General features: G+C 66.1%; 16 protein-coding genes. 11 read left to right on the forward strand and 5 right to left on the reverse strand.

Annotated features, from left to right (window positions below; genetic code table 11):
* Genes iolD through glpX form a run of 3 tightly spaced genes read left to right on the forward strand, consistent with a single transcriptional unit; the run spans nt 1 to nt 3704 of the window.
* A complete protein-coding gene (gene iolD / locus FHG66_RS18865; protein ID WP_139078604.1) occupies nt 1-1836 on the forward strand; it encodes a 3D-(3,5/4)-trihydroxycyclohexane-1,2-dione acylhydrolase (decyclizing) in 1836 nt (611 codons plus the stop codon).
* A gap of 34 nt (nt 1837-1870) precedes the next feature.
* The gene (iolB, locus tag FHG66_RS18870; RefSeq protein WP_139078605.1) at nt 1871-2677 is read left to right on the forward strand and encodes a 5-deoxy-glucuronate isomerase; all 807 of its coding nucleotides are present in this window, start codon (nt 1871-1873) and stop codon (nt 2675-2677) included.
* Between the two features lie 34 nt (nt 2678-2711).
* A complete protein-coding gene (gene glpX, locus FHG66_RS18875) occupies nt 2712-3704 on the forward strand; it encodes a class II fructose-bisphosphatase (RefSeq protein ID WP_425471762.1) in 993 nt (330 codons plus the stop codon).
* A 51-nt stretch (nt 3705-3755) separates the two neighbouring features.
* Here glpX and FHG66_RS18880 read toward each other — a convergent pair whose 3' ends face one another.
* Entirely contained in the window at nt 3756-4643 is an 888-nt protein-coding gene (locus tag FHG66_RS18880) for a LysR family transcriptional regulator (RefSeq protein ID WP_139078606.1), read from the reverse strand.
* An 89-nt stretch (nt 4644-4732) separates the two neighbouring features.
* Between FHG66_RS18880 and FHG66_RS18885 the strand changes: the two genes are divergently transcribed.
* Entirely contained in the window at nt 4733-6235 is a 1503-nt protein-coding gene (locus tag FHG66_RS18885; protein WP_139078607.1) for a CoA-acylating methylmalonate-semialdehyde dehydrogenase, read from the forward strand.
* Nucleotides 6236-6361: 126 nt separating this feature from the next.
* Here FHG66_RS18885 and FHG66_RS18890 read toward each other — a convergent pair whose 3' ends face one another.
* Complete coding sequence (locus tag FHG66_RS18890; protein ID WP_139078608.1) at nt 6362-7429, reverse strand: MerR family transcriptional regulator; 1068 nt, start codon at nt 7427-7429, stop codon at nt 6362-6364.
* 322 nt (nt 7430-7751) lie between these two features.
* Between FHG66_RS18890 and FHG66_RS18895 the strand changes: the two genes are divergently transcribed.
* Complete coding sequence (locus FHG66_RS18895; RefSeq protein ID WP_139078609.1) at nt 7752-8024, forward strand: DUF3892 domain-containing protein; 273 nt, start codon at nt 7752-7754, stop codon at nt 8022-8024.
* Nucleotides 8025-8076: 52 nt separating this feature from the next.
* Here the strand turns inward: FHG66_RS18895 and FHG66_RS22020 are convergent, their stop codons facing one another.
* Together FHG66_RS22020 and FHG66_RS18905 are read right to left on the reverse strand one after the other, a co-directional pair.
* Nucleotides 8077-8409, reverse strand: a complete 333-nt coding sequence (locus FHG66_RS22020; RefSeq protein WP_218013911.1) for a WGR domain-containing protein — start codon at nt 8407-8409, stop codon at nt 8077-8079.
* Nucleotides 8406-9023, reverse strand: coding sequence for a recombinase family protein (locus FHG66_RS18905; protein ID WP_139078610.1), 618 nt, complete (start codon nt 9021-9023; stop codon nt 8406-8408). The genes FHG66_RS22020 and FHG66_RS18905 overlap by 4 nt, the downstream gene beginning before the upstream one ends.
* 229 nt (nt 9024-9252) lie before the next feature.
* Between FHG66_RS18905 and FHG66_RS18910 the strand changes: the two genes are divergently transcribed.
* The 6 genes from FHG66_RS18910 to FHG66_RS18940 all read left to right on the forward strand — a co-directional run bounded on the left by FHG66_RS18910 (nt 9253) and on the right by FHG66_RS18940 (nt 13432).
* Nucleotides 9253-10401: a hypothetical protein gene (locus FHG66_RS18910; protein WP_176556339.1), complete on the forward strand. Its 1149-nt coding sequence runs from the start codon at nt 9253-9255 to the stop codon at nt 10399-10401.
* Nucleotides 10402-10612: 211 nt separating this feature from the next.
* Nucleotides 10613-11560, forward strand: a complete 948-nt coding sequence (locus FHG66_RS18915; RefSeq protein ID WP_139078612.1) for a toll/interleukin-1 receptor domain-containing protein — start codon at nt 10613-10615, stop codon at nt 11558-11560.
* A gap of 156 nt (nt 11561-11716) precedes the next feature.
* Nucleotides 11717-11932, forward strand: coding sequence for a hypothetical protein (locus FHG66_RS18925; RefSeq protein ID WP_139078614.1), 216 nt, complete (start codon nt 11717-11719; stop codon nt 11930-11932).
* A 97-nt stretch (nt 11933-12029) separates the two neighbouring features.
* Entirely contained in the window at nt 12030-12281 is a 252-nt protein-coding gene (locus FHG66_RS18930; protein WP_139078615.1) for a type II toxin-antitoxin system Phd/YefM family antitoxin, read from the forward strand.
* Between the two features lie 19 nt (nt 12282-12300).
* Nucleotides 12301-12723, forward strand: coding sequence for a type II toxin-antitoxin system VapC family toxin (locus FHG66_RS18935; RefSeq protein ID WP_139078616.1), 423 nt, complete (start codon nt 12301-12303; stop codon nt 12721-12723).
* A 25-nt stretch (nt 12724-12748) separates the two neighbouring features.
* On the forward strand, nt 12749-13432 hold the full coding sequence (locus FHG66_RS18940) for a toll/interleukin-1 receptor domain-containing protein (RefSeq protein ID WP_139078617.1): 684 nt from the start codon (nt 12749-12751) through the stop codon (nt 13430-13432).
* A 614-nt stretch (nt 13433-14046) separates the two neighbouring features.
* Here FHG66_RS18940 and mobQ read toward each other — a convergent pair.
* Nucleotides 14047-15517, reverse strand: a 1471-nt coding sequence (mobQ, locus tag FHG66_RS21730) for a MobQ family relaxase (protein ID WP_176556340.1), incomplete at its 5' end; no start/stop codon positions are given.

Below are 15517 nucleotides of genomic sequence, written 5' to 3' on the forward strand. Positions count from 1 at the left end.
ATGCACGATACGATCCGTCTGACGGCCGCCCAGGCCATGATGCGCTGGCTGTCCATCCAGATGACCGACGACGGCGAGCGCTTCATCGAAGGGGTTTGGGCCATCTTCGGGCACGGCAACGTGGCGGGGATCGGCGAGGCGCTCCACGGCATCGGCGCGGCGCTTCCCACCTGGCGCGGTCAGAACGAGCAGACCATGGCGCATGCCGCCATCGCCTACGCCAAGACCATGCGCCGTCGGAAGGCGATGGCCGTCACCTCCTCGATCGGCCCCGGCGCCACCAACATGGTCACGGCCGCCGCGCTCGCGCACGTCAACCGCCTGCCGGTGCTGCTCATCCCCGGCGACGTCTTCGCCAACCGACGCCCCGACCCGGTCCTCCAGCAGATCGAGGACTTCGACGACGGCACGGTTTCGGCCAACGACTGCTTCCGCCCCGTGAGCCGCTACTTCGACCGCATCGCGCGACCCGAGCACCTCCTGACCGCCCTGCCCCGTGCCATGCGCGTGCTGACGGACCCTGCCAACTGCGGCCCCGTGACGCTCGCCTTCTGCCAGGACGTGCAGGCCGAGACGTTCGACTACCCTGTCACCTTCTTCGAGCAGAAGACCTGGCGCATTCCCCGGGCACAGCCTGACCCGACCGAGATCGCCGAGGTGGCCGAGATGTTCGCCCGGGCCTCGCGCCCGGTGATCGTGTCGGGGGGCGGGGTGCTCTACTCCGGGGCCGAGGCGGCGCTCGCGGCCTTCGCGCAAGCCCACAACGTGCCCGTGGTCGAGACGCAGGCCGGCAAGGGGGGCCTCGCCGCCGGGCACCCCATGAACTTGGGCTCGCCGGGCGTGACGGGCTCGGACTGCGCCAACGAGGCCTGCGAGGGCGCAGACCTCGTGGTCGGGATTGGCACGCGCTTCCAGGACTTCACCACGGCCTCATGGTCGCTCTTCGGCCAGCCCGAGCGGCGGCTGGTGTCGATCAACCTTCACCCCTACGACGCCCACAAGCACTTGGCTGTCCCGCTCCTCGCCGACGCGCGCCTGGCAATCGAGGCCCTGTCCGCGGCGCTGGGGGGCCTGCGCTTCGACGGCGACGCGGGCCCCTCCAAGGCCCGCTGGCTGGAGGCCGTAGGAGGGGTCACGGCCGCGCCCCCCCCGGACGCCAATGCGCTGCCCACCGACGCGCAGGTCATCGGCGCCGTGCAGCGCGTGGCGACGCCCGAGACCGTGGTCATGTGCGCGGCCGGCACCATGCCGGGCGCGCTCCAGGTGCTCTGGCAGGCGGCCCCCGGCGGCTACCACATGGAGTACGGCTACTCCTGTATGGGCTACGAGGTCGCGGGCGCCATGGGGATCAAGATCGCCGCGCCCCAGAAGGAGGTGGTCTGCTTCGTCGGTGACGGCAGCTACATGATGGCGAACAGCGAGCTCGCCACCGCCGTCATGCGCCGCATCCCCTTCACGGTCGTACTGACCGACAACCGGGGCTACGGCTGCATCAACCGCCTCCAGATCGAATGCGGCGGTGCCGAGTTCAACAACATGTACAAGGACAGCCTGGTCGAGGAGCAGCCCGAGATCGACTTCGTGGCCCACGCCCGCTCGATGGGGGCCCACGCGGTCAAGGCGGACGGCATCCCGTCCCTCGAGGCCGAGATCGTCGCGGCGCGGGGGCGCCCAGTCCCGACGGTGATCGTGATCGACACCGACGCGGTCCCCGGCCTTGGCGTCGGCGGCGCCTGGTGGGACGTGGCCGTGCCTCAGGCCGGCGGGCCCGAGCGGCTCGAAGCGGCTCGCGAGCGCTACAACGCGAACGCCTTGCGCCAGCGGACCTTCAACTGATGGGCCGGGCGCGGCGACATCCGGGATTCCGGTCGTGAGCCACCTGCTCCGGAAGCCAATGGGCGAGACGGGCCGCGTCCAGCATGTCACGTCGGCGAACGCCGGCTGGGGCTACGTGGGGTTCTCCCTTTGGCACCTCACCCCAGGGGAGCGCGCCAGCGACCTCGTGCCTACCGATGAGACGATCCTCGTCCTAATCGAGGGGCGCGCTCGCCTGACCGGCGCCGGCCAGGACTGGGGCGAGATGGGCGAGCGGATGGACCTGTGGGACCGTACGCCCCCGCACGCGCTGTATCTGCCGCCTGGCGCCTCCTGGGAGGCCACTGCTACGACGAACTGCACCCTTGCAGCCTGCCGCGCCCCCGGCACCGGCAGGCATCGCGCGCAGCGGCTGGGGCCGGATGGGATCGAGCTCACCCCCCGCGGCAAGGGCACGAACACCCGCTACGTCAACAACATCGCCATGGAGGGGCGCGACGTGGCGGACTCGCTCCTCGTGACCGAGGTGTTCACACCGGCGGGGCACTGGTCGAGCTACCCGAGCCACCGGCACGACGAGGACGACTTCCCGCGGATCACCTACCTGGAGGAGACCTACTACCACCGCCTCAAGCCCTCGGCAGGGTGGGCGGTCCAAAGAGTCTACACGGAGGACGGCTCGCTCGACGAGACGATGGCGGTGCGGGACGGGGACGTGACGCTGGTTCCCAAGGGCCACCACCCCTGCGGCGCGCCCTACGGGTTCGAGCTCTATTACCTCAACGTGATGGCGGGGCCGCGGCGGGCCTGGCGGTTCCAGGGCGACCCGGAGCACGCCTGGATCGTGGAGCGGGACGCGTGAGGCCGTTCACATGGGGCGCCAGGGGTGCACCTCAATGACGATCCAGAGGACCGCGATGCCCACCTCCTTTCCCCCCGACTTCTCCGACCGCATGCTGTCCCTGGGCCTGGCCCGGGTTTCCGAGGCCGCCGCGATCGCCTGCGCCGACTTCATCGGCCGCGGCGACGAGAAGGCCGCCGACCAGGCCGCCGTGGACGGGATGCGTCGCCAGCTCAACATGCTCGACATCAAGGGCGTCGTCGTGATCGGCGAGGGCGAGCGCGACGAGGCCCCCATGCTCTTCATCGGCGAGGAGGTGGGCACCGGCCAGGGCCCCGCCGTCGACATCGCACTGGACCCCCTAGAGGGCACGACCCTCACCGCCCGCGACATGCCCAACGCGCTCGCGGTTGTGGCCATGGCCCCGCGCGGCACGCTCCTCCACGCCCCCGACGTGTACATGGAGAAGCTCGCCGTCGGCCCCGGCTACAAGCGCGGCGTGGTTACGCTCGCCATGAGCCCTTCCGAGCGCGTCTCGGCCCTGGCCTCGGCCAAGGGCGTGTCCACCCGTGACGTCTCGGTCTGCATCCTCGACCGCGACCGGCACAAGGAGATGATCGCCGAGGTTCGCGCCACAGGGGCCAAGGTCCGCCTCATCACCGACGGCGACGTCGCGGGCGTCATGCACTGCGCCGAGCCCGCCAAGACCGGCATCGACATGTACATGGGCTCGGGCGGCGCGCCCGAGGGGGTGCTCGCGGCCGCCGCGCTCAAGTGCATGGGCGGGCAGATCTTCGGCAAGCTCCTCTTTCGCAACGACGACGAGCGCGGGCGGGCCTCGAAGGCCGGCATCACCAACCTCGACCGGGTCTATACCCGCGACGACATGGTGACCGGCGACGTCACCTTCGCCGCCACGGGCGTGACGGACGGCTCGCTCCTCCCCGGCGTGAAGCGGACCCCCGAGTCGATCACCGTCGAGACCGTCCTGATGCGGAGCAAGACTGGGAGCGTGCGGCGGATGAGCTACACCAACCCGGTGCGCTGAGGGCCACCAGGGCCTCGTCCGGCGCCACGGCGTGTTGAGGAGCCGCTTACCTCATTCGCGGCGGAAGAGGGGCCGGTCGTCACGCACAAGCCGGTCCATGAAGTCCACGACCACCTGCACGCGGCGCTCTACCCGCATGGCCTCGTGCCAGACGGTCCAGTAGGTCCGGGTCAGCGTGCGCTCGGGGAAGAGGCGGACGAGGTCCGGCTGCCCGGCCGCCATGAAGTCGTGCAGGATGCCAATCCCGGCGCCCGAGCGCACTGCCTCGAACTGGCCGATGGCCGTCGAGACCTCGATGGTCGAGCGCCAATCGCGCAGCATCTCGCCCGAGTAGTTCAGCTCGGGCGTGTAGATCAGGTCCTCGACGTAGCCCACCAGCACGTGATCCCGAAGGTCCGCGAGCGTCGTCGGCCGACCCGCCTGATCGAGGTAGCCCGTCGCGGCATAGAGCGAGAGGCCGTAGTCGGTGAGGCGGCGGACGCGGAGGCGCCCCTTCTCCGGCCGGCCCACCATCACCGCGACGTCTGCCTCGCGCTGGGACAGCGAGAAGCTGCGCGGGACGGGGACGAGCTGGACCCGGAGGCTGGGATAGGCTGTGATGAGTCGTTGGAGGCGCGGCGCCAGGAAGGCGCTGCCGAAGCCGTCAGGTGCGCCGATGCGGACGGTGCCACAGACCTCGTCCTCGCGTCCCTGGACCTGGGCGATGCCGGCCAGCATCTCGGCCTCGACGCGCTCGGCCGACTCGAGCATGGCCCGGCCGTCCTCGGTCACAGTGCAGCCACGCGTGCCGCGATCGAGGAGCCGCGCGCCGACCGCCCGCTCGAACGACGCCATGCGGCGGCTGAGGAGCGCCTGGCTGACGCCGAGCCGCCGGGCCGCGCCAAGCATCTGGCCCTCGCGGGCCACGGCCAGGAAGTAGCGGGCATCGTCCCAGTCCACGATCACCGTCCTTGCATAGCGGGTCGCCGATCCTGGCGATTTCTATGCACGATCGCATAGGCGATACCAAGCCCAGCTTGGAGGACCCCATGACCCAGATCGCCCACTACATAGACAACGCCCGCGTCGCCGGCACCTCGGGCCGCAGCCAGCCGGTCTGGAACCCTGCCACCGGGCAGAGCGAGCGGACCGTGGCCCTAGCCTCGACCGAGGAAGTCAACCGGGCCGTGGCGTCGGCGAGGGCGGCTTGGCCGGCCTGGGCCCGCACGCCCGCGCTGCGCCGCGCCCGCATCCTCGACCGCTTCAAGTCCATCCTATGGGAGCGTGCCGACCGCCTCGCCGAGGCCATCTCGGCCGAGCACGGCAAGACCCACGACGACGCCGTGGGCGAAGTGACGCGGGGCCTCGAGGTGGTCGAGTTCGCCGTGGGCGCGCCCCACCTCCTCAAAGGCGAGATCACCGAGAACGTCGGGACCGCCGTCGACAGCCACTCGCTGCGCCAGCCGCTCGGCGTCGTCGCCGGCATCACGCCCTTCAACTTCCCGGCCATGGTGCCGATGTGGATGTTCCCCGTGGCGCTTGCCTGCGGCAACTGCTTCATCCTGAAGCCCTCCGAGCGCGACCCCTCCGCGTCCCTCCTCATCGCCGAGTGGCTTGCTGAGGCCGGGTTGCCCAAGGGCGTGTTCAACGTGGTCCAGGGTGACAAGGAGGCGGTCGACGCCCTCCTGGCGCACCCGGACGTCAAGGCCGTGAGCTTCGTCGGCTCCACCCCGATCGCGCGATACATCTACGAGACCGGTACCAAGAACGGGAAGCGCGTCCAGGCGCTCGGCGGCGCCAAGAACCACATGGTGATCCTGCCCGACGCCGACCTCGACATGGCGGCCAACGCCCTCATGGGCGCGGCCTACGGCTCCGCCGGCGAGCGCTGCATGGCCATCTCCGTGGCGGTGCCCGTGACCGACAAGGTGGCCGACGCGCTGATCGCCAAGCTCGTCCCCAAGATCGAGGCGCTGAAGGTCGGCCCCGCCGCCGACCGCTCCTCGGACATGGGGCCGCTGGTCACCGCGCAGCACCTCGCGCGCGTGCGCGGCTACGTCGACGCCGGCGAGGCCGAGGGCGCGAAGATCGTCGTCGACGGCCGCAGGTTTCGCATGGACCGCCAGGGATACGAGGACGGCTACTTCATCGGCGGCACGCTCATCGACGAAGTGACGCCCGAGATGACGATCTGGAAGGAGGAGATCTTCGGCCCCGTCCTGTCGGTTGTCCGCGCTAAGTCCTACGCCGACGCCGTGGACCTGATTCACAAACACGACTACGCCAACGGCGTGGCGGTTTTCACCCGCGACGGCGACGCCGCGCGCTCTTTCGCCCACGACATTGAGGTCGGCATGGTCGGCGTCAACGTCCCGATCCCGGTACCGATGGCCTTCCACTCGTTCGGCGGCTGGAAGCAGTCGCTGTTCGGCGACCATCACATGCACGGGGCCGAGGGCGTGCGCTTCTACACGCGCCTCAAGACCATCACAACGCGCTGGCCCACAGGCGTCCGCTCGGACCCGGAGTTCGTCATGCCCACCATGGGGTGACTGCTCTAACCGAGCCTGTTGGGGGACGGGAGGCCGCTTCAGAGGTCGGCTTTCACGTCGGACTGCGGACTTCTCGTGAGTTTCGCGAAGAAAGGGCGTCCACCGTTCCGGCATTCGCGACGACGATTATCTGGGTCCAGATCTCGGTTCCGCTGCGACGACGCCGGCTGTCCGGGCCCGCACGGTGGGAGCTGCAAGGCAGGTGGCGACGGCCTCATAGCCCTCGCTCCTGGGATGAGGCACGACACGGAAGGGAGGCGCGTGGCTGGCGGGGCAGAAGATTATCGCCTCGTTTGCCCCCACCGCGTCGAGATCGAGGATTGAGGTGGAGCGCGTCATCAGGAGGAGCGCCCGCTTGGCCAGCGACCTCAGCCGTAAGTGCGCTATCAGGGCTTCTTGCGTCCCTTCTCCTAGCCCCTCCTCGACCATGTCCACGACGAGGACGGACGGCGCGTCCTCCTCCAGCGCCACGACCAGCGCAACGAGGGCGTCGGATCGCTCTGCGCCGTCCCCCACCAGCCAGGCCAGAGTGCGCTCGACCCGCCCAGCCAATGCAGGATCTGCCGCGAGGCGCCCCTGAATACGTTCTGAGATCGTGGGGTCCGCCAAGCGGCCAAGCGGGAGGAAGCCTGCGTCAGGCAGGCTCTCTGCTAGTCGCTCGCAAAGGCGCGTCTTGCCGCTGCCCAAGGGGCCTGTGACGAAGGTGAGCCGTCCGAGGTTCCGCAGCTCGAACCACTCGCCACCCCAGGGCCAGGGTAGCTCGAAACCCACTGAAAGCGGGGCGTCCCCGAGGGCGTCCTCATCCTCACCTCTAAGCGCGAGGCGAAGGTCGGCGGCTGTGGGCCTCTGCCCGCGATGCAGATCGGCGCGGAGCGAGCGCACCCGCTCGAGCGCCTCGGCCGTGCGCCGCGCCTGATCGCACAGCAAGCCTTCGTGGAAGGCGAGACCGGCGTCCAGGTCACCTTTCTCGCCCGCGACTGCGCGTTCGATCTGAGCGAGGCTGAGCCCCAGCTGGCGCAACGCGACCACCTCGGCCGCCCGGGTCATGTCTGCGGGACTATAGACCCGCCAGCCGGCTGCGTTCCGGCCGGGCACGATCAGGCCTCGGCTCTCGTAGAGCCGGAGCGCTTTAACAGTCACGCCCAGGTGCCTGGCGGCCTGTGAGGGGCTCAGGTTGCGGCGGGTTAGGGTCATGGGTCACCTCATCCGATAGGGAGCCCCACTCCTATCGGGGTGGCCCCAAGGGACGGGTCAAGAGGCTTGCGGCTCGCCTGTCAAAGTAGTGGTGGGAAGCCGGTGACTCTAGCGCGGGCCGAACAGAGGAGCGCCTATCGTCCACGCTCGAGCGGCTACGACCCAGACAGCGGCACCAAGCTGCATCCGAGACCGAGCTGCTGTCCTGCACGGGAAACTTTACAGCTCCTCACTGACACTGACAGAGCTATGTTGATCGCCTTGTGTTCCCTTTACGTTCTATCTAATCTTTGTCTGGCACGCTGGATTAGGAAGATGTGTAATGGCTGACTATCAGGTGACTTGCATCAAGCGCGATGGCGCCGATGCGGATCGGCGTATTGATAGGCTGGGCGGACCAGGGTGGAACGACAGCATTGATAACGTGATCCGCTTTATCAAGGACGGCTCGCACCGCTTCTGGACTACCGCGCAGGGCCGCTCGGTTTGGGTCATCGTGAAGCAGCATCCCACTTCGAGGCGCGATTATCTCACTACTGAGGGCGATGGCTTCCCACCGAACAACCTGCTCAGCCTGCCGGACTGCCCTCGCTGACGCTGAGCTATTCACTCCTCCTTAGGGCGGTCTTGCCGGTTCGCCCTGAGACCTACCGATATCCTCGCCGCCGCTTGTGCCGGGCCATCCCCTCCAACTCGGCCACGGCGTCCTCGGGGCTCGCATGCCAGTCTGTCTGCCGTTTCCCTTGGCTCCCGATCCGGCCCCACTGGCGCACCACTCCATGCTCGCCAAAGAGGCTGGTGACGAGCGCCAGGCTGTAGAACCGGCGCATGTTGCAGGAGGGGTCCACGCGGGTGAGGAGGAGAGGAGCGGGGCTGGCCGGATTGGGATGAGGTGCCAGCACTGGCACGATGGGTGCGGGCGCGGGTGGTTGGGCCGCGAGCCAGTCCAGAAGGTAGAGCTGCTCGGGCTCACGGCTCACCCTGCCACCTCACCACCCGCATAGAGGCGCGAGATCGTCGCATGGTGGACGTTGTAGCTCCGGGCTATGGCTGACAGGCTCTCGCCGGCCTCGTGCCTTCGGCGAGCTTCCTGCTGCTGGTGAGGTGTGAGCTTGTAGGGCCGGCCCATCTTGCGACCTTCGGCCTTGGCCCGGGCCCGGCCCTCGCCCGTCCTCGCCCGGATCAGCTCGCGCTCGAACTCCGCTAGGCCAGCCAGCACCGTTAGCATGAGCCGCCCATGTGGCGTAGTGGTGTCCGCCCAGGGATCGGCCAGCGAACGGAACATGGCCCCCTTATCGGCTAGGCTGCCCAGCACATTCAGGAGATCCCGCGTGGAGCGCGCCAACCGGTCGAGCCGCGTCACCAGCACCACGTCACCTGGCTGCACGTCCTTGAGGAGCTTGGCGAGCTGCGCACGGTCGCGCTTCGCCCCCGAGGCCGTCTCGCGGTAGAGCCTGGTCGCTCCAGCCGCCCGGAGCTGCTCCAGCTGCGGCCCGAGCGTCTGACCGTCGGTGCTCACTCTCGCATAGCCCCGAAGGACGGGCGCGAGGTCGTCAAGAAGGCTGCCGGAGGGCTCGGGTTTCGCACTGGACATACGCACAGCCTAAGCCCCTGAAGAGGCTACGTCGAGCAGACGGATAATAAATCACAAGAAACGCACAGCAGCGGTTCGTTTGGTCGAAGCCAGGGCCCATCTCGCCCGTCAGCGTGAGCCTAGACAGTGTTGAGTTGATGATCGCCTGCGGCCTGATCTAGACCGACGGGGTAGGGCAGCATGGACGTTCCATGTCCGGTTTGACCTTGGACTGCTTGAGGAAGGCGCCATGCTGAACGGGTCGGTACGTCGCCCTCAGGTCTATTTGGAAACCTTTCTTCTGGCCGACCTCCTGGACAGGATCGCGGAAGGTGACTCGATCCTCCGAGCGCGTGTATCTGCTCTCTTCTCGAAACGGGCCGAGCTAATCCTTGGCCTTGAGACGATCGTGGAGCTCTTGTCCTACCAGGCGCCGGGCGCCGCGGAGCGACGGTGGGTGCTGCTTCGGGAGCTGGCTTGGACCCGTACCCTGTCAACAACACCCGACGGCAACGAGGGGCCCGCTTCGGTTCAGTCCGTCCTAGTCGCCAGCGACGTGGCCCGTCACGTCGGGCGGCCCGAATATAGGCCCTATAGTCTCGGTCCGGAAAAGCAGGCCAGGTTTTTCGGCCTGTCCTGGCAGGACGCCCACGCGCTGGCGCTGCACCTCAAGGAGCAGCAGCATGAGAGGTCCTTCCTGCAAAAGAAAGACACCGACCTTCCGGAGTTCAAGCCCGGCCTGCGGGTCGACGTGCCTCGGGCCAGTCTCGACATGCAACGGCGGAGCAGCCGAGGTCTCGCGAGCTCAACCTCCAAGAGGTCAGGCCTAGAGCCCAAGACGGTGAGCCGCCTGGAGGCTAAATGGGGCGCCGCGACAGTGGCCATGCCGGAGCTTGGTCGTAGGACCTTCCATGAGGAGGTGGATCTAGTCAGGGAGCTTCATCGGATCCAAGGCGTGCACTTCGACGAAGTGCTGTTCCGACGCTCGGGGGGAATGAGCAATTTTGGCCTTGAGCGTATCTTCTACCAAGCCGCCGACACGATCTTCGATTATCGTTGGAACCCCATCGTCCCGGAGCTCCTAGCCATTGACGCCTGGGACATCCGACTCGCTGACATGGTGTCCTTCAGAACGCAGGTAGGCGCTCTGGATGCGCTAGGCGGCTCCAGCAAGGGAGACTTTGTGGACTCATTGGGGATCGCTATGTCGACCCTTGTCGACCTTGTGATCATCGACAGGTCCGCCCATACCAAGATCGTGGCGGCCAAAGCGAGGGCAGAGCCCCTTTTAGACAAGCTTGAGCTTGAGCGAGTCGTCTATGTAGCGACACTCGAGCAGGCCATGAACATCACAGAAGGTAGCGGGGAAGACGAAGCATACGAGCCCTGTCCACAATAGGTATACTAAGCTGACTGCGACGCTCTTCGACAAGTTCCGCGATCTAATAGAATAGTGGCCGCTTTTGTGATCGAGCGACCCTCCTTGTTATGTCTGGTGCACCTCGACCTTCCGGTACAGTGAAAGCACTGACGGTCGGAAGCTCTGATCACAGGAGTTGAACAATCCGAGAACAAACCTAAGTCTCTCGGATCCTTGGTGGGAGCGCCTTATGGCTGTTGAAGCGTTTATCTCTTACTCTCACGCGGACGGGAGGGCACTGGAGAGGATGCACAAGCATCTTACCATGCTGACTCGGGACGGCGCGTTGAGTACGTGGTCGGACCACCAAATTCTTCCCGGGGATAAGGTGGGCGACCAAATCGACGCGAGCCTATCCAAGAGCGGCCTGTTCCTTGCCCTCCTTAGCCCGGACTACCTCGCGTCCAAATACTGCTATGAAACGGAGTTTCAGAAGGCGCAGGAGCTTGCCGCCAAAGGGCAGCTCAGGATCGTACCGATCATCGTCCAGCCTTGCGACTGGCAGTCTTCTCCTTTCAAGGACTATCTGGCCCTTCCGTACGATGGGAAGGCCGTCAGCGAATGGACAAACGAGAACAACGCCTTTCTCGACGTGACCAAAGGGCTGCGCCGGATCATTGAGGGCATGAAGGCTCCTCAGCCGGAGCCGTTGATGGCTGTGACGAAGGCTGCTCCTATGGCTCCTGGTCGCCGCCCGCTCATCAAGAAGGACTTCGACGCGATCCAGAAGGCCGAGTTCGCGGACCAAGCCTTCGAAGCTATCCGGGCATACTTCGAGGCGTCTTGCCGCGAGCTGACCGAAGCCGGTGAGGGTGAGCTGAAGGCCAAGTACGAACGGATGGACGAAACCGCGTTTACCTGCACGGTTATCAACCGCGGGAAACGGGGGGCCGAAGCTCATATCACCATTCGGAATGGAAAAGGTAGGAACCACTTCGGGGACATCAACTACGTTTTCCAGAAGTATGCTGAGAACAACACCTCTAATGGTGGGATCAGAGTGGACTCCGACGATTACCGGATGTTTCTGACTCACGATAACTACATGAGGGGCGGCAAGGAAAAGCTAACCGCCGAACAGGTTGCAGATGCTCTTTGGGTCGACTTCGTAAAACAAGCGGGAATTGAGTATGGCTGAGCAGATTCGCTTCCAGTGTCTCAATTGCAGGCATCGGTTTGAAGCCCAGACGTTGACGCAGGAGGAGAAGGAAGAGGCAAGGCGGCAAGACCGCCCTACCTATCCAATTGGTTGTCCGATGTGTCGAAGAACAGACATCCGTAGAGGATGGAGTTGATGAACGAAGAAGATCAAGCCAAGGAGGATCGCATCCGTACTCGCATCGACGCGATCACCCATCGGCTCCAGAAGATTGCTGCTATGGAAGGAGATGCAGTCTGGGTTGGCGGCTTAGCTGCTCGAGGTGTGTTTGAGGCTGAGAGAGACAGACTAATTTCGGAGAACGAAGAACTCCTAGAACGTTGGGAGAGTCTCTATAAGCCACCACAATGATGGACGTTAAAGCAGAAGCTTTGACCCTTGGGAGCCTCGACAAGCCGTCTGTATGATAGTATGTAGCAACGTGCCTTCTTTGCTATCGGGAGCGCTCATGCCGACCACCATGTCTAGCCGCGAGTTCAACCAAGACGCCGCACGCGCCAAGCGCGCCGCGACGGAGGGACCCGTATTCATCACCGACCGCGGCCGGCCCGCGCATGTGCTCCTGTCCATCGACGAGTATCGGCGCCTGACGAGAGCGGGCGCCTGCATTGCCGACCTCCTGCACGCGCCCGAGGCAGCCGAGATCCCTTTCGAGCCGCCACGCTTGCAGGACCGCGCACGCGGCGCAGACCTGTCCTGATACCCCCTCCGGGCCGTCTGTGTACCTCCTCGACACCAATGTCGTCTCCGAGTTGCGCAAGGTGCGCTCCGGGCGGGCCGACTCCCACGTTGCAGCTTGGGCGGAGGCGGTAGACACGGCCGACCTCTTCCTATCCGTCGTCAGCCTCCAGGAACTGGCCATAGGCGTCCTCCTCAAGGCGCGGAGCGACCCTACCCAAGGCGCAGTCCTGCGGCGCTGGCTCGAGGATCAGGTCCTGCCGGCCTTTGCCGCTCGCACGCTGCCCGTGGACACGGCCGTGGCGCTCAGGAGCGCGACCCTCCATGTGCCTGATCCGCGCCCGGTGCGGGATGGGCTGATCGCCGCGACCGCGCTTGTGCACGGGCTCTGTGTGGTCACACGCAACGTGGTGGATTTCCAGAACACAGGAGTCGAAATGCTCGACCCATGGCAGAAAGGCTAATGCCTTGACACGAAGGGCGCACGTCATGGCAGCAAAAACTCGAGGCACCCCACCAACTACTAAAGCGGCCGGATCAGTGAAGCGACCCAGTGCGGTCGCCAAGTCCAAATCTCCGGCTTCGGTCGACAGCAAGCCTGAGGTTCGTATCTTTGTGTCCTACTCGCACGTGGACGTGGAAGCACAGGCAAAGCTAAATACACACTTAGCGCCATGGCGACGCGATGGTGTTAAGGTCTGGTACGATGAGAACATTGAGCCAGGTGCAGAACTTGATGCCGAGATAGCTCGTGAACTTCGGCAGGCTCATATCTTCGTCGCCCTGTTCAGTCCTGCCTATCTTGATAGCAATTATTGCTGGAATATCGAATATAAGCGCGCCATGGGCCGCCGCGCCCGGAAGCTGATGCGCGTGGTGGCAGTCGTGGTGAAGCCGTGTGGCTGGAAGCAGACCCCCGCCGCCGGCTTTAAGCTGCTTCCCAAAGACGGCATCCCGCCAGAACGGTGGTCAAGCAAAGATGCTGCCTATGTCAACGTCGCACAAGGGATCGGCGAAGTGATCAAGTCAGTTCGCCGTGAGCTATTGGCTAAATCCCCCAAGCCGTCTCGCGCCATGCCTAAACCTGGAAGCAATAAGTCTGCTGCAGCCAAAAAGATCGTCCCAACCCCCACAGTGAAGCCGCGCTCAGTGACGCGGAACTCAAGTAAGTAGTGAAGTTCATTGGAACTGCCACGTTACGTTCAACTTTGGAAGCACGAGGCTCGGAGCCTATGGATTTGCTAAACCCAATCACGATGAAGACAGCGGCAGCTATAGAAGTAGGAGAACTCTGCTATTTGCCTACTCCCATCTCGTCTCTTGCGTTCGTGGCAGGAGGAGACTGGGGAAAAACTTGGATCGGGTTGTGGATGGATGACGGAATTCCGTCCATTGTGAACGGCAATCCACCACGGGCGACTCCAAGTTTTGGTCAGAACTGGTGCTTGGAAATTGTGCCGACTCGTCACACGACTAGTGGACCCATCGGTGACGGGAGTGCCTTCCTTGGTCAAATTCTTATGCAAACGGACGGACCGCACCTGCTCGTCCGGGCTAGCCAGACCGAGGCGGATGTCATGGCGCTCAACCTTGCGACATGGCAACTCAGCTATCCTGAGCAACGGGGCGGCTATGGCTTCGACTGGCGGGTATGGTCCTCACAGCAGGACCGCATGAGCCCTCATGCACGCCCGCTTCACGAAACCAGATACGAACCTCGCGAAGGAAAGTAGCTCCCGAAGCGAGATGGCGTCACGATGAAGGCGGCCTGAGGAGTCTCCATTCTTCTAGAGCCCGTAGCTGATCCCGTGGCCGCTGGGCTTGAGCGCGTGCTCGTCCCGTTCCTCCTCGTGCGCCCGCTCCCCGTGCACCTGGCCCTCGCGCTCGACCCCGTGGCCGAGCCCCTCCCGCTCCTGCGCCACGGGCTTCACGCGGTCCAGCACGCCCCTGAGCCGTTCGCGGATGGTCTCGTGACCCTGGGCCGCCCGGCTGGCGTCCTGCTCCCTGAGCCGCGCCAGTTCCTCGCGCACCTGGTCCACGCCGCGTACGGGCGCCGGCTCCTCGCGCTCCGCCGCGTGCTCGGCCCCCGGCCGCGCCTGGTCCCGCAGGGCCTCCAGCCGCTCGCGGATAGCCTCGGTGCCGAGGCTGCGCTTCTGGCCCTCCCGGTCCAGCCCGTGGGCTAACAGGCCTGCCGAGAGGCCTGCCGCCCGCTCGTGCTGCGGCCCGTCCTGAGCGTGGTGGGGTGCCTCGCGCGTGCGGAGGCGCTCCAGCCGCTCCCTGATGCTGTCCCAGCTAGCTTGGCGCTCCGCCCACGGGTCGCGGCCCGCCTCACGGCCCCGCTCCTCGCCGGGCGCAGACCCATGGGCGAGGCCGTGGGCAGGGCCCCGCTCCCGCTCCGTCCTGATCCCCTGCAGCTGGGCGGCGGCCCTGAGCGCCGCGAGCCCGGCCCTGATTCGGTCGGCACCCTCCTCGCGGGCGTACGCATAGGTCTCTCGCGCAAGCTCGGCCCTTTGCCGCACCTCCTCGCGCAAGGCGTCTCGGGCCCGGGCCAGCTCGGCCAGGAGGCCGCGCGCCGCTCTGGCCTCGTGAACCTGGGCGCTCCGCTCCGTGAGGGGCACGTACGCCCGGTCCTCGCGCTCTGCGGCCAGCGCCTCCTTGCGCTCGATGGCGCTGACCACGGGCCCGAGCTTCACTTCGGGTGCTCGGTCCAGGTTGTCGGCCGCGAGCGCGTCGCCTCGGACGAGCGCCGCCTCCCGCTGCACGGCGAGGCTGCGGTGGTCCACCCGTGCCTCGTGCCCGTGCTGCTCGAGAGCGTGGTTCTGCATAGCGGCCCATCTGGCGCGCATGTGCTCGATCTCGGGCCCGCCGGTCTGCTTGGCGTCGAGCACGCGTGTCTTGTCGGTCAAGCCCTGAGCCGTGAGGCTGCGTGTGGTGGTGAGCACATGGGCGTGCCAGTTCCTCTGGTCGCCCTCGCGGTGCGGAGCGTGGATGGCCACGTCGGCCGCCACGCCGTAGCGGGCGACGAGCTCGCGGGCGAAGCCCTCCACAAGCAGGCGCCGTCCTTCCCCGTCGAGCTCGGCGGGGAGCGCCAGCTCCCACTCCCGGGCAGTGACGCTGTTGGAGCGGGTCTCTCGTGCTTCAGCTGCGTTCCAGAGCGCCTGGCGGTCGTGGGCCCAGGTGGGGGCGTCTTCGGGTGCCACGATGAAGCTCTGCTCCACGCCGCTCTTGGCCTGGTAGTCGTGCACGCGGCCTTCGCGC

Origin of the sequence: Rubellimicrobium rubrum, from assembly GCF_006152115.1 — a bacterium.
GTDB lineage: Bacteria > Pseudomonadota > Alphaproteobacteria > Rhodobacterales > Rhodobacteraceae > Rubellimicrobium > Rubellimicrobium rubrum.